Origin of the sequence: Haloferax prahovense (assembly GCF_000723845.1) — an archaeon.
GTDB classification, from domain to species: Archaea; Halobacteriota; Halobacteria; order Halobacteriales; family Haloferacaceae; genus Haloferax; species Haloferax prahovense.
The window spans coordinates 1,041,759-1,061,455 of sequence record NZ_LK053000.1; the positions used below are offsets into that span (position 1 = coordinate 1,041,759).

22 protein-coding genes and 1 tRNA gene are annotated in these 19,697 nt (G+C 67.3%); 10 read left to right on the forward strand and 13 right to left on the reverse strand.

The genetic code is table 11. The features are described 5' to 3' along the window. The first annotated feature begins 3 nt into the window (after window positions 1-3). The 3 genes from BN984_RS05050 to BN984_RS05060 all read left to right on the forward strand — a co-directional run bounded on the left by BN984_RS05050 (window position 4) and on the right by BN984_RS05060 (window position 1,825). Window positions 4-510 (forward strand): type IV pilin, encoded by a 507-nt coding sequence (locus BN984_RS05050; protein ID WP_049967813.1) that lies wholly within the window; start codon window positions 4-6, stop codon window positions 508-510. 135 nt (window positions 511-645) lie between these two features. After that, window positions 646-882, forward strand: a complete 237-nt coding sequence (locus BN984_RS05055) for a DUF5822 domain-containing protein (RefSeq protein ID WP_049967814.1) — start codon at window positions 646-648, stop codon at window positions 880-882. 94 nt (window positions 883-976) lie between these two features. Beyond that, entirely contained in the window at window positions 977-1,825 is an 849-nt protein-coding gene (locus BN984_RS05060; protein WP_049967815.1) for a translation initiation factor eIF-2B, read from the forward strand. 51 nt (window positions 1,826-1,876) lie between these two features. On the opposite strand, the gene BN984_RS05065 is transcribed toward BN984_RS05060, so the two are convergent. From BN984_RS05065 to BN984_RS05075, 3 genes are all read right to left on the reverse strand, one after another. Beyond that, window positions 1,877-2,995 (reverse strand): Gfo/Idh/MocA family protein, encoded by a 1,119-nt coding sequence (locus BN984_RS05065; RefSeq protein WP_008095062.1) that lies wholly within the window; start codon window positions 2,993-2,995, stop codon window positions 1,877-1,879. Between the two features lie 173 nt (window positions 2,996-3,168). Then, complete coding sequence (locus tag BN984_RS05070; protein ID WP_004974649.1) at window positions 3,169-4,137, reverse strand: sugar phosphate isomerase/epimerase family protein; 969 nt, start codon at window positions 4,135-4,137, stop codon at window positions 3,169-3,171. Between the two features lie 109 nt (window positions 4,138-4,246). After that, a complete protein-coding gene (locus BN984_RS05075) occupies window positions 4,247-4,723 on the reverse strand; it encodes a GNAT family N-acetyltransferase (RefSeq protein WP_004969418.1) in 477 nt (158 codons plus the stop codon). Window positions 4,724-4,901: 178 nt separating this feature from the next. Between BN984_RS05075 and BN984_RS05080 the strand changes: the two genes are divergently transcribed. The 3 genes from BN984_RS05080 to BN984_RS05090 all read left to right on the forward strand — a co-directional run bounded on the left by BN984_RS05080 (window position 4,902) and on the right by BN984_RS05090 (window position 8,059). Beyond that, window positions 4,902-5,312: an archease gene (locus BN984_RS05080; RefSeq protein WP_004042904.1), complete on the forward strand. Its 411-nt coding sequence runs from the start codon at window positions 4,902-4,904 to the stop codon at window positions 5,310-5,312. A 91-nt stretch (window positions 5,313-5,403) separates the two neighbouring features. Then, window positions 5,404-6,516, forward strand: coding sequence for a DoxX family protein (locus BN984_RS05085; protein WP_049967816.1), 1,113 nt, complete (start codon window positions 5,404-5,406; stop codon window positions 6,514-6,516). A gap of 37 nt (window positions 6,517-6,553) precedes the next feature. Continuing rightward, window positions 6,554-8,059 carry an RtcB family protein gene (locus tag BN984_RS05090; RefSeq protein ID WP_049967817.1) on the forward strand — a complete coding sequence of 502 codons (1,506 nt, stop codon included), beginning with the start codon at window positions 6,554-6,556 and terminating at the stop codon, window positions 8,057-8,059. A 22-nt stretch (window positions 8,060-8,081) separates the two neighbouring features. On the opposite strand, the gene BN984_RS05095 is transcribed toward BN984_RS05090, so the two are convergent. The 3 genes from BN984_RS05095 to BN984_RS05105 form a co-directional block, all read right to left on the reverse strand. Beyond that, window positions 8,082-8,429 (reverse strand): hypothetical protein, encoded by a 348-nt coding sequence (locus BN984_RS05095; RefSeq protein ID WP_008095054.1) that lies wholly within the window; start codon window positions 8,427-8,429, stop codon window positions 8,082-8,084. Between the two features lie 92 nt (window positions 8,430-8,521). After that, entirely contained in the window at window positions 8,522-8,935 is a 414-nt protein-coding gene (locus BN984_RS05100; protein WP_008095052.1) for a hypothetical protein, read from the reverse strand. A gap of 194 nt (window positions 8,936-9,129) precedes the next feature. Continuing rightward, the gene (locus tag BN984_RS05105) at window positions 9,130-9,684 is read right to left on the reverse strand and encodes an HAD family hydrolase (protein WP_008095050.1); all 555 of its coding nucleotides are present in this window, start codon (window positions 9,682-9,684) and stop codon (window positions 9,130-9,132) included. A gap of 75 nt (window positions 9,685-9,759) precedes the next feature. Here BN984_RS05105 and BN984_RS05110 point away from each other — a divergent pair, with 75 nt between their 5' ends. Continuing rightward, window positions 9,760-10,173 (forward strand): hypothetical protein, encoded by a 414-nt coding sequence (locus tag BN984_RS05110; protein WP_008095048.1) that lies wholly within the window; start codon window positions 9,760-9,762, stop codon window positions 10,171-10,173. Between the two features lie 39 nt (window positions 10,174-10,212). Here the strand turns inward: BN984_RS05110 and BN984_RS05115 are convergent, their stop codons facing one another. From BN984_RS05115 to BN984_RS05130, 4 genes are all read right to left on the reverse strand, one after another. Then, window positions 10,213-11,358: an acyl-CoA dehydrogenase family protein gene (locus BN984_RS05115; protein ID WP_008095045.1), complete on the reverse strand. Its 1,146-nt coding sequence runs from the start codon at window positions 11,356-11,358 to the stop codon at window positions 10,213-10,215. Window positions 11,359-11,452: 94 nt separating this feature from the next. Next, window positions 11,453-12,643: a serine-tRNA(Ala) deacylase AlaX gene (locus BN984_RS05120; protein ID WP_049967818.1), complete on the reverse strand. Its 1,191-nt coding sequence runs from the start codon at window positions 12,641-12,643 to the stop codon at window positions 11,453-11,455. 35 nt (window positions 12,644-12,678) lie between these two features. After that, window positions 12,679-13,200 carry a helix-turn-helix domain-containing protein gene (locus tag BN984_RS05125; RefSeq protein ID WP_049967819.1) on the reverse strand — a complete coding sequence of 174 codons (522 nt, stop codon included), beginning with the start codon at window positions 13,198-13,200 and terminating at the stop codon, window positions 12,679-12,681. A gap of 231 nt (window positions 13,201-13,431) precedes the next feature. Further along, window positions 13,432-13,516 (reverse strand) — tRNA-Leu (locus tag BN984_RS05130). A 143-nt stretch (window positions 13,517-13,659) separates the two neighbouring features. On the opposite strand from BN984_RS05130, the gene BN984_RS05135 reads away from it, so the two are divergent. Next, window positions 13,660-14,220: a DUF420 domain-containing protein gene (locus BN984_RS05135; protein ID WP_049967820.1), complete on the forward strand. Its 561-nt coding sequence runs from the start codon at window positions 13,660-13,662 to the stop codon at window positions 14,218-14,220. A 365-nt stretch (window positions 14,221-14,585) separates the two neighbouring features. Here the strand turns inward: BN984_RS05135 and purF are convergent, their stop codons facing one another. From purF to BN984_RS05145, 3 genes are all read right to left on the reverse strand, one after another. Then, on the reverse strand, window positions 14,586-16,067 hold the full coding sequence (gene purF / locus BN984_RS05140; RefSeq protein ID WP_008095037.1) for an amidophosphoribosyltransferase: 1,482 nt from the start codon (window positions 16,065-16,067) through the stop codon (window positions 14,586-14,588). 402 nt (window positions 16,068-16,469) lie between these two features. Further along, complete coding sequence (locus tag BN984_RS19030; RefSeq protein ID WP_004042936.1) at window positions 16,470-16,646, reverse strand: 50S ribosomal protein L37e; 177 nt, start codon at window positions 16,644-16,646, stop codon at window positions 16,470-16,472. Next, window positions 16,643-16,873 (reverse strand): LSM domain-containing protein, encoded by a 231-nt coding sequence (locus BN984_RS05145; RefSeq protein ID WP_004042938.1) that lies wholly within the window; start codon window positions 16,871-16,873, stop codon window positions 16,643-16,645. Before BN984_RS05145 ends, BN984_RS19030 begins: the two co-directional genes overlap by 4 nt. 381 nt (window positions 16,874-17,254) lie before the next feature. Here BN984_RS05145 and BN984_RS05150 point away from each other — a divergent pair, with 381 nt between their 5' ends. Beyond that, a complete protein-coding gene (locus BN984_RS05150) occupies window positions 17,255-18,607 on the forward strand; it encodes a ribonuclease J (RefSeq protein WP_008095031.1) in 1,353 nt (450 codons plus the stop codon). Next, window positions 18,607-19,653: a geranylfarnesyl diphosphate synthase gene (gene idsA3, locus BN984_RS05155; RefSeq protein ID WP_008095029.1), complete on the forward strand. Its 1,047-nt coding sequence runs from the start codon at window positions 18,607-18,609 to the stop codon at window positions 19,651-19,653. The genes BN984_RS05150 and idsA3 overlap by 1 nt, the downstream gene beginning before the upstream one ends. The last annotated feature ends 44 nt before the right edge of the window (window positions 19,654-19,697 follow it).

A 19,697-nucleotide genomic window follows, 5' to 3' on the forward strand; every position in this document is an offset into this window, starting at 1 on the left:
CGCATGCCCGCCTCGTCGCCCTCCAACGACCGCTCCGCCCGCGGCCTCTCGCCGGTCGTCGGCGTCTCGCTCCTCGTCGTCATCGTCGTCCTCCTCGCCGCCACGGTCGGCGTGATGGTGATGGGGTTCGAGGACGTGCTCTCCGAGCCACAACCGCAGGTGTCGTTCGACGTGGACTACCACCCCGACGGCCCGGATAACGGGGCGAACGGCGCGTACATCAACATCACCCACGAGTTCGGCAGTCTCGAAGACGGCAGTCGGGTGTTCGTCGTCGACGACGCCAACAACCGAATCGCGTGGGAAGACGTGTGGACCGGCGGCGAGACGGTCGGTCCCGCGGGCGAGTACGCCCACATCGACGGTGCTGGCTCCGACAGCGCGCTGAAGCCCATTTGCGAGGCGGGCCAGCGCTACCGGGTCGTCATCGAACACGAAGACGGGTCGTCGAGTATCCTCGTCGACTACGAGATTTCGACCGAGCCGACCTCCAAAAGCGCCGCCTGCTGAGCGACGGGGCACACCGGAACGCCGGCACCGCGGGTCGCGAGCGCGAACCGGCACGCATTAGCCGTCCCCGTGATACTGCTACCCGTGCAACCAGTCGAGCGCTCGAATCCGGACGGCGTCGATTACGGGTGGGTCATGCAGATGACCTTCGTCACGACGATTCTCGTCGGGTCGCCCATCGTCGCGGTCCTCTCCGTGAACGCGGGGCTCCAGACGTGGGGCGCGCGCGCCGAGTTCGCGATTCGCGTCGGCGCGGTCATCTGGTTCGTGACCGCCGTCATCCTGTTCGTCTACGCCAAGCGGACCAACGCGGGCGACGGCGGGACGCCCCCCGAGGCGGAGTTAGACACCGACATCGACGCGGAGGACTGAGGCCGGCGCGAACGCGGCGACCGGGGACGTCCCCCGCGACCGCGACGGCGCTCGCTCCCGGAAACTCTTTCACACGATACGGCGACGTTCTCGTATGATAGACGAGACCATCGAGGAGATTCGCGAGATGCAGACGCACAGCTCCTCGGTCGTCGCCGTCAAGGCCACGCGGGCGCTCGCGGAGTTGACGGAGCGCGACTACGCGACCGTCGAGGAGTTCGAACGCGACCTCGAGCGCAACGTCGGCGCGCTCAAGCGGGCGAACCCGTCGCACGCGTCGTTGTACAACGCCTTACAGGACGTGCTTCACAGCATCCAAGGCGAGGTCGACGACCTCGACGAGGCGCGGGACCTCACCTTGGCGACTATCGACCGCGTGGTCGAGAACGTCGAGACGGGCAAGCGCCACGCCGCCCAGCAGGCGGCCGCGACCATCGAGGACGGCCAGACGTTCCTCACTCACGACTACTCCTCGACGGTCATGGAGGCCGTCGAACTCGCCGTCGCCGACGGCGCGGAACTCACCGCCTACGTGACCGAGGCCCGCCCGCGCTTCCTCGGCCGGAAGTTCGCGCGCGAACTCGCCGCCATCGACGACGTCGAGCCGCACCTGATGGTCGACGGCGCGTCGGGGATGTTCCTCCCGAAGTGCGACCGCGTCATCATCGGCATGGACTGTATCGTCGAGGAGACGCTCTACAACCGCATCGGGACGTTCCCGCTCGTCGCCGCCGCCAACGAGGTCGGCGTGCCGGTCACGGTCGTCGGCTCGGGCGCGAAGGTCGTCGACGGCGGCTTCCGCTTCGAAAACGAGATTCGCTCGCCCAGCGAGGTCATGCTCGAACCCGTCGAGGGCATCGAGCTGGAGAACCCCGCCTACGACGCCACACCGGTCGAACTCATCGACGAGGTCATCACCGACGAGGGCGTCATCGAGTTCTGAGCGGGCGGCGACTCGCCCGCGGTTCGTTCGGGTTTCGTCGCTTCGACGCCGTCAGCCGAGGCTGACCCACTCGCCGGTCTCGTCGGAGCGCTCGATGGCGTCGAGCACTTCTTGAACCTCGTAGGCGTCCTCGAACGAGGGCGAGAAGTCGCCGCCGTCGGCGACCGCCGACAGGAACTCGTAGTTCTCGTGGACGAAGGTGTGTTCCCAGCCGAGGACGTGGCCCGGCGGCCACCAGTGGTCGAGGTAGGGGTCGTCCTCGTCGGTGACCAGCACCGTCTCGTAGCCGCGGGCGTCGCCGGTCTTCACCTCCAGTTCGTTGAGGCGTTCGAGCGAGAACTGCAGGCTCCCCTCGGAGCCGTGAATCTCGATGGTGTGGTCGTTCTTGTGGCCGTCGGCGAACCGCGAAGCCTCGAAGTTCCCGACCGCGCCGTTTCCGAACTCCGCCTGCGCGGTGTAGGCGTCGTCGACGGTCACGGGCTTGTACTCGTCCGCGCCGGGCACGGGCCGCTCGTCGACGAACGTCTGGAGGTGCCCGGAGATGCGTTCGATGTCGCCCGCGGCGTCGCGGACGAGGAAGCGCGCGAGGTCGACCGTGTGCGCGCCGAGGTCGCCGAGCGCGCCGGAGCCGGCGAGTTCCTCGTCGTTCCGCCACGACCACGGCGCTTCGGGGTCGACGAGCCAGTCCTGCAGGTAACGCCCGCGGACGTGCCGAATCTCGCCGAGTTCGCCGTCTTCGATGAGTCCCTTCGCGTACCGGATGGCGGGGACGAAGCGGTAGTTGAACGCGCAGCCGGCGACGCCGTCGGCCGCGCGGGCGGCGTCGCGCATCGCCTTGGCCTCGTCGAGCGTCGGCGCGAGCGGCTTCTCGCAGAAGACGCTAGCACCGGCTTCGAGCGCGGCGACGGAGGGTTCGGCGTGGAGGTGGTTCGGGCCGAGGTTGTAGAACACGTCCACGTCGTCGACCACGTCGCGCCAGTCGGTCGCGGTCGATTCGAAGCCGAATCGGTCTGCGGCGTCGGCGAGCGCCTCCTCGTTGCGGCCGACGATGACGGAGCGCTCCACGTCGGGCGCGTCGGGGAAGAACATCGGCAGGCGGGCGAGCGCGTTGGAGTGGGCCTTCCCCATGAAGCGGTAGCCGAGGACGCCGACTGAGAGCGGTTCAGTCATTGCGCCACCTCCGTGCCCGATGCGGTACCGCGGGCGAGGCCGGAGGCCGAGTCTCGCGGCACTTTTTGGTCCAGATTTTTGGGGTGAGCGGGTCGCGAAGCGGCCCCGAACCGCAAAAAGGTGGGCCTGAAGCGGTAGCCGAGAACGCCGATTTTGAGGGGTTCAGACATGAGTTATTCCGCCCAGTAGGCTTCGCCGGGTTGCGTCTCGAAGACGGCCCGCGAGAGCACGTCGACGGCCTTTTCGAGGCCCTCCTTGGACGACGTGAGCGCGTCCTCGTGTTCGATGGAGAGCGCGCCCTCGTAGCCGACCATCCGGAGCGTCGAGACCACGTCCTTCCAGTGGCCTTCGTCGTGGCCGTAGCCGATAGAGCGGAACAGCCACGAGCGGTCGGCGGTGTCCGCGTAGGAGGTCGTGTCGAGGACGCCCTTGATGCGCGACTCGGACTCGTAGACCTTCGTGTCCTTCGCGTGGAAGTGGTGGATGGCGTCCTCCTCGCCGAGGAACCGAATCGCGTCGGTGATGGAGATGTCCTGCCAGTAGAGGTGCGAGGGGTCGAAGTTCGCGCCGATGCGCTCGTTCGTCGCCTCGCGGAGCTTCAGCATGCCCGTGGGCTCGTAGACGAGCATGTTCGGGTGCATCTCGATGGCGATGTCCACGCCGTGGTCGTCGGCGAACGCGGCGAGGTCCGACCAGTAGTCGACGGCGACCTCCCACTGGTAGTCGTGGGCGTCGGCGTGCTCGGTCGGCCACGGCGCGGTAATCCAGTTCGGTACCTCGTCGTTCGGGCCGCCGGCGGGGAGTCCCGAGAAACAGGTGACGGTGTTCACGTCGAGGGCGTCCGCGAGTTCGATGGCCTCGCGGAGTTCGGTGTCGGCCTCGGCGGCCGTCTCCTCGACGGGGTGAAGCGGGTTGTTGTGCGTCGCGAGCGCGCTGATTTGCAGGTCTCGGCTCTCGACCGAGTCGAGGAGGTCGGCCTGCGCGTCGTCGTCCGCGAGGACGGCGCTTCGGTCGACGTGGTCCTCGCCGGGCCAGCCGCCGACGGCGAGTTCGACGCCGTCGACGCCGATACCGGACAGGTAGTCGAGCGCGTCGTCGAGGGGTTCGTCTCCGAGCGGGACGGTGAGCACTCCGATGTACATATCAACCACATATACTAGGAAGTGAATAAAAATTAAGGATACACGCAACCGGGTCGACGGCGGCGCGGCGGCTCTCCGAATCGGCGTCGAATACGGTTCTGTCAGGCGATTACCGGCGGAGGAACTCCGAGAGCTTCTCTCTGAGGCCGGCTTCCTCGCCGAGTCGGAGGTAGAAGGCGGCCCCGCCGTCCTCGTAGTAGTTGTCGATGCGGCGGCGGACCTCGAAGCCCATCCGCTCGTAGAAGTCGAGGGCGTTCGTGTTCGTCGTCCGGGCGTGACAGGTCACGACCGGATGCTCCCTCGCGACCTCGGCGACGAGTCGCTTGCCGTAGCCCTCGCCGCGGGCGTCGGGCGAGACCGCGAGAAAGAGGATGTAGCCGTCGCGCCGCGTGGAGGCGAACGCGACGAGCGCGTCGTTCTCGTAGAGGAGATACGTGTTCGACCGGCGGTAGGCGTCCATGAAGAAGCCCCGGCGCTGTTTCAGGAGCCCCTCCTCGACCCGAATCCGCTCTTTCAGGTCCCACGCCTCCTCGGCGTACTCGCGCTGGCCGGGGGCGTCGACCCGCATCTCCACGTTGACGCTCACGTCCCGTCGTAGCCGGAGCGAGAATATAACTCCACCGTCCGTTTGCAGGTCCGACCGAAGCCGCCGTCGGCAAACCGGATAGCTCACCGACACGAACGACGCGCGAACGCGGGGGGTCCGGGACGCGAACCCGTCGCCGACCGAAAGGACGAGGGTCGGCGGCGTCCCTCCCTCCGGTATGGGATTCACGCTCCGCGACCACACCGCCGACGTGGCCGTCGAGGCCGACGGCGAGAGCCTCGGTGCCGTCTTCGCCGCCGTCGCCGACGGGCTCACCGCCGCGATGTGCGACGACCCCGCCGAGACGGGCGACCGCTTTTCGTTCGCCGTCCGCGCTGAGGGCCGCGAGGCGCTGTTGTTCGACTACCTCGACCAACTCATCTACGAGCGCGACGTGCGCGGCGTCCTCCCCGCGGCCCACGAGGCAACCGTCCGGCTGGAGGGCGACGAGTGGGTCGTCGAGGCGTCCGCACGCGGCGTCCCCTTCGCCGACGTGGACGCCCGCGACGTGAAGGCTGTCACCTACTCCGAGATGCGACTGGCGGAGACCGACGCCGGGTGGGAGGCGTACGTCGTCTTCGACGTGTGACGTTCCGATTCAATCGTTTCATACCTTCTCTCGCCCGGTTTCGGCTGTATTCATCCCGCGCCGTTATGTTCGTTCGGTCGTAACCCGGGACATGACACAGCACGTCCGCGGGGCGACCCGACTCGCCGGCCTCGTCGCGCTCCTCGCGGCGGGGGCGGGGAGCGCGAGCGCGCACGTCAAGTACGTGACGCCGGGGAGCGACCCCGTCGAAGTGGCGGCGTTTCTGTCGGCTGCGCTGATCGACCCGTTCAATCTCGCCGTCCTCGGCGCGGGCGGCGTCGGTGTCGCGGTCGCCGGTGCGGCCTACCTTCGGTTCCGACCGCTCCCGAACGACGTTCGGGCGTTCCGCCGAACGATGGCGTCCTACGAGTCGCTTCTCCCGTGGCTCCTCCGCCTCGCGGTTGGGCTCCCGCTCGTCGGCGCGGGGTTTTCGGGCTACTTCTTCTCGCCCGCAGTCCAGTCCTCGTCGCCCGTCTTCGTCCGACTGTTCGGCATCACGGTCGGGTTCCTCCTGCTGTTCGGGTTCGGGACGCGCCTCGTCGCCGCGGTCGGCCTCGGAACCTACCTCGTCGGACTGGCGGTCGAGCCGGCGTTAGTCCTCGCGTTCGAGTACGTGCCGGGCTTCCTCGCCATCGCACTCGTCGGCGGCGGCCGCCCCAGCGCTGACCACGTCGTCGCCTCGATGGCCGCCGACGACCGGACGTTCTACTCCCGCATCGACCCGTTCTATCGTCGGGTCGCCCTCCCGTTCGTCGAGCGGACTCGCCACCTCGAAGCCTACGTGCCCGCGGTTCTCCGGGTCGGCCTCGGCCTCACGTTCGTCTACCTCGGCGTCGCTCAGAAGCTCATGGAGCCGGGCGACGCGCTTGCGGTCGTCGCCAAGTACGACCTCACCGCGGTCGTCCCGGTCGCACCAGAACTGTGGGTCGTCGGCGCGGGGCTGGCCGAGGCGCTCGTCGGCGTCCTGCTCGTCGCCGGCGCGTTCACCAGAGCGGCCTCCGGCGTCGCCTTCCTGCTGTTCACGACGACGCTGTTCGGCCTGCCGGACGACCCCGTGCTGGCGCACATCTCGCTTTTCGGTCTCGTGTCGGCGCTGCTCGTGACCGGCGGCGGGCCGCTGTCCGTCGACCGCGCGCTCTCCGACCGCGGCGCGGGCGACGCCGAGAGCGACGGCGACGCGTCTGGGCGGTCCGCCGGCGCGTGACGGAATCCTATTGAGTCGCCGCGTCGATTGTCCGGATATGGAAACGCGCGAGTTCGGCGACATCGAACTGCGACGGGTTCGCGAGCACGTCTGGGAGATTCCGCGGGAGGGCGAGATGAACGCCCCCGCGCGGGTGCTGGCCTCCGAGGCGCTGCTCGACCACATCGGCGACGACAAGACGCTCGAACAGCTGCGGAACGCGACGCACCTGCCGGGTATCACCAAACACGCCATCTGCATGCCCGACGGCCACCAGGGCTACGGGTTCCCGGTCGGCGGCGTCGGCGCGACCGACGCCACGGACGGCTGTCTCTCGCCCGGCGCGGTCGGCTACGACATCAACTGCGGCGTCCGGATGATGACGACGAACCTCACCTACGAGGACCTCCAGGGACACGAGGAGGAACTCGTCGACGCCCTGTTCGAGGCGGTACCCTCGGGCCTCGGCGGCGGCGGCGTCGTCACGGGCGACGCAGAGACCATCGAGGACATCCTCGCCCGCGGGATGCGCTGGGCGGTCGACGCCGGCTACGACACGGACGACGACCTCGCCCACTGCGAAGACGAGGGCTTCCGCGACGACGCCCGCCCCGAGTTCGTCTCGCAGAAGGCGAAGGACCGCGGCCGTAACCAAATCGGCAGTCTCGGCTCCGGGAACCACTTCCTCGAAGTCCAGCGCGTCACGGACATCTACCGCGAGGACGTGGCCGAGTCGTTCGGCCTCGAAGCCGACCAAATCGTCGTGCTCATCCACTGCGGCTCCCGCGGCCTCGGCCACCAGACCTGCACCGACTACCTCCGACGCATCGAGAAGGAACACAAGGACCTGCTCGACGACCTCCCGGACAAGGAGCTCGCGGCCGCGCCCGCCGGCTCCGCGCTCGCAGAAGAGTACTACGGCGCGATGTGCGCCGCCATCAACTTCGCGTGGGTGAACCGACAGCTCATCATGCACCGCACGCGCGAGGTGTTCGCCGACGTGTTCGACCGCGACTGGCGCGACATGGAGATGCGCCTTCTGTACGACGTCGCGCACAACATCGCCAAGAAGGAAGTCCATGAAGTCGGGGTCGACCCGGAGGGGCGACCTGTGCGAGACGGCGACGCCGTCGAGCGCGAGGAGCGCGAACTCTACGTCCACCGAAAGGGGGCGACGCGGGCGTTCCCCGCGGGGCGACCCGAACTGCCGCCCGCCTACGCCGAGGTGGGTCAGCCGGTCATCATCCCCGGCAGCATGGGCGCGGGGAGCTACGTCCTCCGGGGCGGCGACCAGTCGCTCGACCTCACCTTCGGCTCGACGGCCCACGGCGCGGGCCGACTTATGAGCCGAACCAAAGCGAAACAGGAGTACTGGGGAGAGACGGTGCAGGACGAACTCCGCGAGCAGGAGAAGATATACGTGAAGGCCCAGTCGGGCGCGACGGTCGCAGAAGAAGCGCCCGGCGTCTACAAGGACGTGGACGAGGTCGTCCGCGTCTCGGACGAACTGGGCATCGGCGACAAGGTCGCGCGGACGTTCCCCGTCTGCAACATCAAGGGCTGAGCTCCCGACCCGTGTTCGCGGCTCAGGCGGCGGTCGTTCCGACCGTGCGGCGCTTGTAGAAGTAGTACGCGAGCGCCGCGAGACCGACGAAGACCGCGGTCACGCCGTCGCCGACCGCGCCGCCGGAGAGGAGCGCCGAGACGACGCTTCCGAGGCCGAGCGCGAGGACGAGCAGGCCGCCGCCGAGAATCCACGCCCGCGAGTCGCGGCCGACCTCGTCGTAGTGGCCGCTCTCGATGAGCGCCATCTCCTTTCTGTGTTCGAGGTAGACCACCGCGCCGGCGAACGCGAAGATGACGACGGCGATGACGACGAACGGGACGAAGAACAGCGCGTCACCGAGACCGAACGTGGACTGAATGGGAACCATGATAGATAGTCGACGCGTGAGCTATTGAATACGGAGTGACGCGCGTTCGCACGACTCGGACGTACGTCGCGGGCGCGGAGGCTCCCGAAGACTCAGAACCCGTCGGGACCGCGCGGCCCCGCGTCCGGACCTCGTGGGCCCGACGGACCGGACGGGCCTCCCCCGCCGATGACGACGTAGTCGCTCTCGGGGACGGCTTCGACCTCGCGGCCATTCTCGTATCTGACGAACGAGAGGTAGAACTCGCGGCCGCACGGCGACGCCAGCGTGGGGTTCTCCACGTCGTCGGCATCGACCACGTCACCGGTCCACGACAGGCCGGGGGCGTCGCTCTCGCCGCAGGCGAACCGGACGCCCTCGGCGTCTTCGAAGTCGTCGGTCGGGTCGGCGTACGACCAGCCTTCGAGCGGGTACGGCGTCACCGACTTGTCGGCCAGGTAGCCGTCGCGTTCGAGTTCGACGACCGCGCCGCAGTGCGGACAGTAGTACGAGACCGGAAATCCCATGCGTGACCGTAGGACTCGGCGGGCTTAACGGCCGCGCCGGAGCGGAGGTTTATCACCGATTCCGCGGCCAGCGCCCCCGTGCGTTGAGCATCGCCGCCGGGCGAGACGCGGGAGCGCGGCACGCCGTCCGGCGGAGCGAACGTGCCGCCTGTTCGCCCTGCATCTCTCGATTTCTGCTTCCTCAGAGCCTCGTCTCAGACGCCCGACGGGCCGCCGTCGACGTATCTGAAGGCGACGCCCGCGCGGTCGGCGGTCACCTCGTCGCGACCGGAATCGCCGACGAACACGGCCGAGTCGGGGTCGACCGCCATCCGTTCGAGCGTCGCGAGCAACGGCTCCGGGTCGGGCTTGCGGGTCGCCACGGTGTCGCGGCCGACGACGGCGTCGACGTGCCCCGTGAGGTCGTGCACGTCGAGCGCGACCCGGCAGGCGTCCTCGGCGTTGAGCGAGCAGACGCCGGAGGGGACGCCGTCGTCAGCGAGGTAGTCCGCGAGCGGGAGACGGTCGGAGACCCACGCGCCCTCTCGCTCGTGCGCCGCGAGCTCCCGCTCCAGTTCGTCGCGGACGCCGGCCTCGTCGGCCGCGTCGAGCATCTTCCAGAGGTCCAGCGAGTCGGCGTCGACGCCAGCGTCGCGCAGGACGGCTGCGGCGTCGCTGGCGGCGTCGTCCCAGTCGACGCGGAGGTTAACGAGCGTACCGTCGAGGTCGTAGACGACGGCGTCGAACGCCGAGAGGTCGGGGAGCGTCATTGCCCGCAGTAGGGAACCGCGGGGAAAAGACGCTTCGGGAGAAGGCCTATACGGAAAACCGGCGTCGCCTCCGATATGGCATCTCCGCTCCGCGAACGCCTCGCCCCAGTCCTCCCGTCGCTCGTCGTCGCGGCCGGCGTCTTCCTCCCGTGGATACAGGTCGACCCAGCCCACGAAGGTCCGGTTATCTCCGTCTACTACGGCGGCATGGGAAACGGTCTGGAGCTCGTCCACGGCATCGTCCTCCTCCCGACAGTCGTCCTGCTCTCCGTGGCCGCGCTCGCCGGACGGCGGTCCCGCCGCGCGGAACTCGTCGTCGGCGTCGTCGGGACCGTCGCAGTCCTGCGGTTCATCCAACTGTGGGACGAGACGTTCGTCTCGGCGGCGGGTGCGTGGGTGACGCTCGTCGGATGTATCTTCCTCGCGGGCGTCGCCGCGGTCGACGTCGTCCGCGAGCGGGGACTGCCGACGCTCGCCCGGAGTCCGTGAGCGACCCGACCGGGTGAAAAAGCGGGCTGGCTCGCCCCTTCAGTCGAGGAGCGACCGCGCGATAATCTCCTTTTGAATCTCGCTGGTCCCCTCGTAGATGGTCGTAATCTTCGAGTCGCGGTAGTAGCGTTCCACGTCGAAGTCGGTGGTGTAGCCGTAGCCGCCGTGGACCTGCACGGCCTCGTTCGTCACGTCGACCGCGGCCTCGCTGGCGAAGTACTTCGCGATGGACGCCGCGGTCCGCGGGTCGTCGCCGGCGTCGGCGACGCGAGCGGCCTCGCGGACGAGCATCCGCGAGGCGTGGACCTGCGTGCCCATGTCGGCGATTTTGTGGCGAATCGCCTGAATCTTCGAGATGGGGTTGTCGAACTGCTCGCGCTCGTTCGCGTAGTCGATGGCGTCGTCGAGCGCGGCCTGCGCGAGCCCCACGGCCTGCGAGGCGATGCCGATTCGGCCGCCGGTCAGGATGCGGAAGGCGGCGGAGAGTCCCTTGCCCTCCTCGGTGAGTCGGTTTTCCGCAGGGATGCGAACGTCGTCGAAGAGGAGCGCCGTCGTGTCGGAGGCGCGGAGGCCGAGTTTCTCCTCTTTCTTGCCGACCTCGTAGCCGGCCTCCTTCGGGACGAGGAACTGCGTGACCGACGACGGGTCGTCGGGGTCGGTCTTGGCGAAGAGGATGCAGACGCCGCCGCGCTGGCCGTTCGTTATCCACTGCTTTTTGCCGTTGATGACGTACTCGTCGCCCTCTCGTCGGGCGACCGTCGACATCTCCGCGGGGTTCGACCCGGCGTCCGGTTCGGAGAGTCCGAACATGCCGACCGGCCGGCCGCGAGCCATCTCGGGGAGCCACGTTTCCTTCTGCTCCTCGGTAGCGAACTCGGCGATGCACTCGGTCGCGAGACAGTGCACGGAGAGCGCGGTCGCAACGGCGAGTTGGCCGTAGGCGACCTCCTCGTTGACGACGGCGTAGGTGGCGCGGTCGGCGCCGAACCCACCGTACTCCTCGGGGACGGTCAGACCGGTCAGGTCGAGTTCGGCGAGGCCGTCCCACACGTCCTCCGGGAACGTCTCCGTCTCGTCGGCCTCGCGCGCGGTCGGGCGAATCTCCTCGACGGCGAACTCGTGGACCACGTCGCGGATGGCCCGTTGCTCGTCGGTCAGACCCGTGGCAGACCCTACGGTTTCCATGGTGATGAGTACGGACCATCATTGAAAAAGATGATTGAACCGCCGGTCGTCCGTCGGGCGTCAGCACGCCACAGTATCGGTGGTCAGAGTCAACTCAGTCGCGTAAGTACGCCAGCACCTCGTCGGCCGGCGCGCCGAGACCGCCGCCCTGCGCGAAGGTCGGCCCGCCGCCGCCGCCGCCGCCGAACTCGCCTGTCACCTCGGCGACGACGTCGCCGGCGGCCGCGTCGCCGGCGCTAGCGACGACGACGAACGGCGCGTCGGACTCGCCGACGGCGACGACCACGTCCGCACCGTCGCGGGCCTCCTTGGCCGCGTCGCCGACCTCGTTCGCGTCGAAGCCGGAGACCGCACCGACCCGCCACGTCAGTCCGTCGCGTTCGACCGTCTCGAAGTCCGCAAGTCGGGAGCGCAGTACCTCGGACTTCAGGTCGGCGAGTTCGGATTCCAGTTCTTCGCGCGCGGCCGCGACAGTGGCGGCTGACTCTCCGAGACCGTCGAGGTTCGTTCCGAGCGCTCGGGCGGCCTCGTAGGCGGACGTTCGAACTGCGGCACGGCGGTCGATAGCGGAGGCACCGACCGCGAACTCGACGCGGGTGAGTCCCTCGCCGGGGTTCGACCGACCGAGCACCTCGACCGACCCGATTTCGACGGTGTTCGAGACGTGCGTCCCGCCGCAGGCCGCCCAGTCCCAGCCGTCGATGGAGACGACCCGGACGGTTTCGGACTCGGCAAAGACGCCCTCCTCGGTCTTGACGTTGAACGCGATTTCCTCGCGCTCGCGGGCCTCCGAGACGGGAATCTCCTCCCACGACACCTCGCGGCTGTCCCACACCGCTCGATTGACGAGACGCTCCAGTTCGACGAGCGCGTCGTCGTCGACCTCGGTCGAGGTCTCGAAATCGACGCGGACCTTCTCCGCGGAGATGTCGAAGCCGCCGTAGCCGAGGTCGTCGAAGATGCGGCGACCCGCGCCGTAGAGGACGTGACTCGCGGTGTGCGCCCGCATACAGTACGTCCGGAAGTCGTCGTCGACGACGCCGGTCACCTCGTCGCCGACGCCGAAGTCGGGGTCGGCCGCGAGGTCGTGGACGATCGTTCCGTCGGCTTCGCTTCGGACGTGTTCGACGGCGACGCCGCCGAGAACACCGCGGTCGGCGGGCTGACCGCCGCCTTCGGGGTAGAAGTACGTCTCGTCGAGGACGACCGACCGACCGTCGACGCGCGTCACCGTCGCGTCGAACGCCCGGACCGTCGGGGACTCGGGTGCGAGTGAGTCGGACATATGCGCGTCGAGACGCCCGACCGAGAAAAATCGTGCTACTCGTCGACGAGGGTCACGCCGAGGCGCTCTTCGAGCGCGCGGATGGCCGAGCCGCCGATGTTCGCCCGCGTGGCCCGGCCCTGTTCGATGGCGAGCAGTTGCTTCTCGTCGAGTTCGAGTTCGTCGGCGAGGTCGGAGAGTTGGAGGCCGGCGTCCTGCCGGGCGGACTCGACGACGCCGCCGTAACCGGAGACGAGGTAGGGGAGCCGGTCTTTCTCGTAGTTCGTCCCCTTTTCCTCCCAGTGTTTGGAGTCTCCCTTCGCGCTGTCGTACATCTTGGCGGTGCGCTGGGCGGCGCGCTTCTTGCGGTTCCGCTCGGAGCCGTCGCGCGAGGCGTCGGTCGACTCGCTTTTTCGGTCCGCGTGGCGGTTCTCGCCGTGCGGCGCGCAGTCCGGACAGACCAACAGGTCCGCGCCGGCCACGTTCGCGCGCCGGAGCTTCGCGGTGCTGCGACCGCAGAGTTCGCAACTGTCGCCGTCGCCGCCGCCACCGCCCCGGTTCGTCGAGTACTTGGCCATGCCGCGTGTTACTCGTTCGACCCTTTTAAACTCGCGGCACGGGACGGCGGTCGATGGTCGAAGTCGGCGGCGGCACGGTCGCTGGCCGGTGAATAACGAGACGTTCAGAGAGGTGTTCCTCAGCGAGGAGCAGGGCAGAGAAACCCAGAGAGGAATCTCTCAGGGATGTAGTTTTGTGGAAGGATTGTGCGTGGGTGATGTCCGTGTAGGGACGTCACCTGCATCTTGCGATGCGTGGGACCGGATTTGAACCGGCGGACCTCTACAGGACAGCGCCCTCAACGCTGCGCCGTTGGCCTGGCTTGGCTACCCACGCTCGCTGTGTCTTGCTGCACTCTCGTTTACCCCGCGGTAATTTAAATGACTTTCCTTTCGACTCGGCAATGTCGGGCGTTTGCAGGCGCCGTGCCGCGGGCGGGCGACAGAACGATTTTGGCCTCGCAGCACCGGGATACGCCTATGGAGTTCCGAGCACGCGACCACGTCCGCGGACTGACTGCGATTCTCTCGGTGCTGTCGCTCGCGCTCGTCTTCGGGGCGGCGCTCGGCGCGATTCCTCGCGCCGCGATTCCGACTGTTCCCGAGGCCGTGCTGAACGCGATCCCGCACGTGAACGCGGTCATCAGCACCGTCGCCATCGTCACCATCCTCGCCGGCGTCCGGTTCGTCCGCCGCGGCGAAATCGAGCGCCACCGGCGTATGATGCTCGCCTCGTTCCTCCTCTTTGCGACGTTTCTCGTCCTCTATCTCTACAAGGTCGTCGTCCAGGGAACCGCGGAGTTCCCCGGCCCCGACGTGGTCTACCAGTTCGTCTACCTCCCGACGCTGGCGGTTCACATCCTCTTGGCCGTCGTCTGTGTCCCCGTCGTCTACTACGCTCTGCTGTTGGCGCTGACGCGACCGATAACCGAGGTCTTCGGGACGGAACACGCCCGGTTCGGCCGCGTCGCGGCCTCGCTGTGGCTCGTCTCGTTCGTCCTCGGAAACGTCGTCTACGTCCTCCTCTACGTCGTCTACTGAGCGGGGACGGCGAGCGCCGTCGCTCGGGCGTTCAAAGGGAGTACCCGTCCGACGCCCGCGGCGGGGCGCGCGACCCGAGGGCCGCCGATTCGGACGGGCGGTAGTACGTGGTGCGACCGGCAGGTCACAGAGACGGGATGTGCGGGCCCTCCCGCGGCGCTCCACCACCCCGTCGATTCGCACTCCGTACTCCGCTCGCAACCCGGTCCTCGGCGAGTCGGAGTACGGTTCGAACAACGGGTGCGAGAGACAAGAAAGACCCCGTTGATTATGCTATCGAGGCTCCCGCTGACTGTCAGACGGAGCGACAGGTTGGGCGTGGGGGGACGAACGGGAGCGGAACCGGCGGGGTCCGGAACCGGAACTCAGTCGCTCAGCGGCACTTCGGCACCGACGACGGGGCGACTCACGTCGCGGTCGGTCTCCTCGCCGTCGATGTCGTACGGGTACTCGCCGGTGACACAGCCGAGACAGAGGTCGGCGCGGGACTTTTCGAGCACTTCGGCGACGGCGTCGATAGAGAGGTAGCCGAGACTGTCGGCGTCGATGGTGTCGCGGACCTCCTCGACGGACTTGTCCGAGGCGATGAGTTCCTCGCGGGTGGCCATGTTGATGCCCATGTAACAGGGCGCGACGATGGGCGGCGCGCCGATGCGCATGTGGACCTCGGTCGCACCGGCGTCGTACAGCAGTTGGACGAGCTGGTTCGAGGTCGTCCCGCGGACGATGCTGTCGTCGATGAGCGTCACGGACTTGCCCTCGACGGTGCTCTTGATGGGGTTGAGCTTGAGGCGGACGGCGCGCTCGCGCTCGTCCTGAGTCGGCATGATGAACGTCCGGCCGACGTAGCGATTCTTCATCAGTCCCTCGGCGAACTCGACGGTCGCGTCGTCCTCTTGGGCGGCCTCCGCGTAGCCGGAGGCGAACGCGCGGCCCGAGTCGGGAACGGGCATGACCACGTCGGTGTCGACGCCGTTTTCCTCCCAGAGCTTCCGGCCGAGCCCGCGGCGGACCTCGTAGACGAGCGTGTCGTTCATCACGGAGTCCGGGCGGGCGAAGTAGATGTGTTCGAAAAAGCAGTGGGCCGTGTTGTCGCGTTCGACCAGTTGATACGAGTCGAAGCCGCTTCCGTCGGGGTTGAGGACGACGAGTTCGCCCGGTTTCACGTCGCGGACGAGTTCGCCGTCGAGCGTGTCGATGGCTGCCGACTCGGAGGCGAGCACGTAGCCGTCGTCGAGTTTGCCGATACAGAGCGGACGATTTCCTTCGGGGTCACGCACGCCGAGGACCGTCTCGTCGTGCATGATGGTGAGCGCGTACGAGCCGTGAATGCGCTCCATAGTCCGCTTGACGGCGCGGACGAGGTCCTCTTCGAGGAGATTGCGCGCGAGGTCGTGGGCGATGACCTCGGTGTCGCCCGTCGAGGTGAAGGCGTGACCGAAGTTCTCCAGTTCGTCGCGGAGTTCGTTGGCGTTGACGAGGTTACCGTTGTGCGCGAGCCCGAGCGACCCCGACTTGAACGAGACGGCGAACGGCTGGGCGCACGACTTCGACACGTCGCCGGCGGTGGGGTAGCGGACGTGGCCGATGCCCGCCTCGCCCTTCAGGCCGTCGAGGTCGTCGGCACCGAACGCGTCGCCGACGAGGCCCATCTGGACGTGACTGTGCTGTTGGAACCCGTCGTGGGTGACGATGCCTGCGGACTCTTGGCCCCGGTGCTGGAGGGCGTACAGCGAGTAGTACAGGGGCCGTGCGGCGTCTCGACCGCCGAGTGCGACGCCGACGACACCGCACTTCTCGGTCGGTCCGCCGATGTGGTGGTGGGAGTCGTCCCGCCCAGTTACCATGGAAGATGGTAGAGAGTCGAGGGGGTAAAAAACCCGTCCTTATGCAGTAACGACGGGTTCAGGAACCGGCAAATATACACATGGGTGCATATCTCGGACGCGGTGGTGACCGCTCGGTGGGGCGGGAATTCGACGAGAGCGGGAGATGCGCTGCATGGACGGCGAGGGCTGAAAACGGAGGTAAACCAACCCAGCCGAGAGCGGTGACGAGATGAAGTGACAGTTCGGGAAACCGGAAAACACGAGGAAGGAACTCGGGTGGGACGGGCGGGGAGCGACGCCGTACTCGGTGCTAGCGAGTGTCACGGGCGCGGGGACAAACCGGGAGTCAGGAACGCGGGTTCGTTCTCGCCGCAGACGGCGAGAGAGAAGACAGAGACGGTCTGAGACCGTCGAGAGTCGTTAGTTGTCGCCGGACTTCGACTGCCAGGCGTAGCTCCGACGCTTCTTCGACTTACCGAAGCCGCAAGACGAGCAGACCTTCTTCTTCACGTGGTAGGACTTCTCGCCGCAGCGACGGCACTTGACGTGCGTCGTCTTGTTCTTCTTTCCTTGGCTAGGGGTTCCTGCACCCGTCATGCTTTGATGGTGACGACGTTATCGCCGCGTATAATGGTTGTGTCTTGGACTTGCTCGAGTTCGATATCCCCGGGCACGGTGTCTTCGTCCAGCGCTTCTTCGAGTACGACGTTCATGTGCTGGTCGTAACCAGCGAGGACGCCGAAGTACGCGTTTCCGTCCTTGAGGAGAACCGTCACCGGCTCGTCGAGTGACGCTTCGAGGACGTCGAGGGGTCGGCCGCTCATGCATCAAACCCGTCTCGTAGTTATCTTAAATGTGCCGGACCGACAGTGCGAGATGGCCCTCGAATCCGATCGTCCGGGTCGAAATCGTCGTCGAACGGAGGAAAAACCCGGCTCACGTGAGACTTCCTCTCACGATCCCGGGCGTGCGGGCGCGGTGAACCCACGTAGTTTTTAGTACCCCCGTGAGTAGAACTCAGTACCAGAAACCCGCGGGTAAGTGCGGGCGCGCCCAGTTCGACCGGTTCGGGCCGTCTCGTACGCGGGGTCATTCGACCGACGAGCTGCAAGACGCCGGGGCCGGTGGCCCCCAGACACCCGTCTTTCCGTGAGCACCTTCGCCACATCGTGGCTTTCGATGCTCGGAATATCGAGACACAAACCATGGAAATCGAAATCGCAACCATAGGCGGATACGAAGAAGTCGGCCGTCAGATGACGGCTGTCCGTGCCGGAGACGACGTCGTCGTCTTCGACATGGGTCTCAACCTGTCGCAGGTCCTCATCCACGACAACGTCGAGACCGAAAAGATGCACAGCCTCGACCTCATCGACATGGGCGCTATCCCGGACGACCGGGTCATGAGCGACCTCGAAGGAGACGTGCAGGCCATCGTCCCCACGCACGGTCACCTCGACCACATCGGTGCCATCTCCAAGCTCGCCCACCGCTACGACGCCCCCGTCGTCGCGACGCCCTTCACCATCGAACTGGTGAAACAGCAGATCGAAGGCGAGAACAAGTTCAACGTCAACAACGACCTCGTCAAGATGGAAGCCGGCGAGACGATGTCCATCGGCGACTCCGGCAACGTGGAACTCGAATTCGTCCACGTCACTCACTCCATCATCGACGCCATCAACCCGGTCGTCCACACGCCCGAGGGTGCCGTCGTCTACGGTCTCGACAAGCGCATGGACCACTCGCCGGTCCTCGAAGACCCCATCGACATGAAGCGCTTCCGCGAAATCGGTCGCGAGGGCAACGGCGTGCTCGCGTACATCGAAGACTGTACGAACGCCGGCCGGAAGGGCCGCACGCCCTCCGAGTCCGTCGCGCGCCGCCACCTCAAAGACGTGATGACCTCCGTCGAGGACTACGACGGCGGCATCGTGGCGACGACGTTCTCGTCGCACATCTCCCGGGTCTCCTCGCTCGTCGAGTTCGCCAAGGACATCGGCCGCCAGCCGGTCCTCCTCGGTCGCTCGATGGAGAAGTACTCCGGCACCGCCGAGCGCCTCGGCTTCGTCGACCTCCCCGACGACCTCGGGATGTACGGCCACCGCAAGTCCGTCGACCGCACCTTCAAGCGAATCATGAAGGAGGGCAAGGAGAACTACCTGCCCATCGTCACGGGCCACCAGGGCGAGCCCCGCGCGATGCTCACCCGCATGGGCCGCGGCGAGACGCCGTACGAGATTGAGGACGGCGACAAGGTCATCTTCTCGGCGCGGGTCATCCCGGAGCCGACGAACGAGGGCCAGCGCTACCAGTCCGAGCGCCTCCTGCGCATGCAGGGCGCGCGCATCTACGACGAGATTCACGTCTCGGGCCACCTCCGCGAGGAGGGGCACTACGAGATGCTGCAGGCGCTCCAGCCCCAGCACGTCATCCCGGCTCACCAGAACCTGAAAGGCTTCGCTCCGTACGTGGACCTCGCGGAGAGTCAGGGCTACGCCCTCGGTCGCGACGTCCACGTCACGCGGAACGGCAACATGATTCAGCTGGTGGAGTGATGACTCCCGACGCGACGGAAAAGCGGGTGCTCGAGGCGATTCGCGAGCGGCGCGAACTCGTCAACGACGCGCTCGACGAGGACGTACCGATGGCCGAGCCCGAACGGCTCTACGAGGCCTCCCGGTACCTCCTGAAAGCCGGCGGCAAGCGTCTCCGGCCGACCGTCTCACTCCTGACCGCGGAGTCGCTCGCGGACGTCGAACCGATGTCCGAGGACTACCGGGCGTTCCCGACGCTCGCGGGCGACGCCATCGACGTGATGGTCGCGGCCGTGAGCATCGAGGTCATCCAGTCGTTCACGCTCATCCACGACGACATCATGGACGACGACGACCTCCGTCGCGGCGTCCCGGCGGTCCACAAGGAGTACGACAACTCGACCGCCATCCTCGCCGGCGACACGCTGTACGCCAAGGCGTTCGAACTCCTGACGAAGACCGGCGCTGACCCGGCCGACGGCCTCGAAGCCGTCCGCCGACTCGCGACCACCTGCACGCAGATCTGCGAGGGGCAGGCGCTCGACATCGAGTTCGAGCGCCGCACCGAGGTGCTCCCCGACGAGTACCTCCAGATGGTCGAACTGAAGACGGCAGTCCTCTACGGGACCGCGGCCGCCGTTCCGGCGGTCGTCATGGGCGCAGACGACGACGTCGTGGAGGCGCTCTACCAGTACGGCATCGAGTCCGGCAGCGCGTTCCAGATTCAGGACGACGTGCTCGACCTGACCGTGCCGTCGGAGCAGCTCGGCAAACAGCGCGGCTCCGACCTCGTGGAGAACAAAGAGACCATCATCTCCCTCCACGCGCGCCAGCAAGGTATCGACGTAGACGACCTCGTCGACGCCGAGACGGCCGAGGAGCTCACCGAGGAGGCCGTCGAGGCCGCCGTCACCGAGCTGAACGAAGCGGGCAGCATCGACTACGCCCGCGAGATGGCCGAAGACCTCACCGAACAGGCCAAGTCGCGGCTCGACGTCCTTCCGGACAACGAGGCCCGCGAGCTGCTCTGCGACATCGCGGACTACCTCATCACCCGCGGCTACTGAGAGCGCGACGCGCCCGCGAACCGCGGCCACGAGGATTTCTCTTC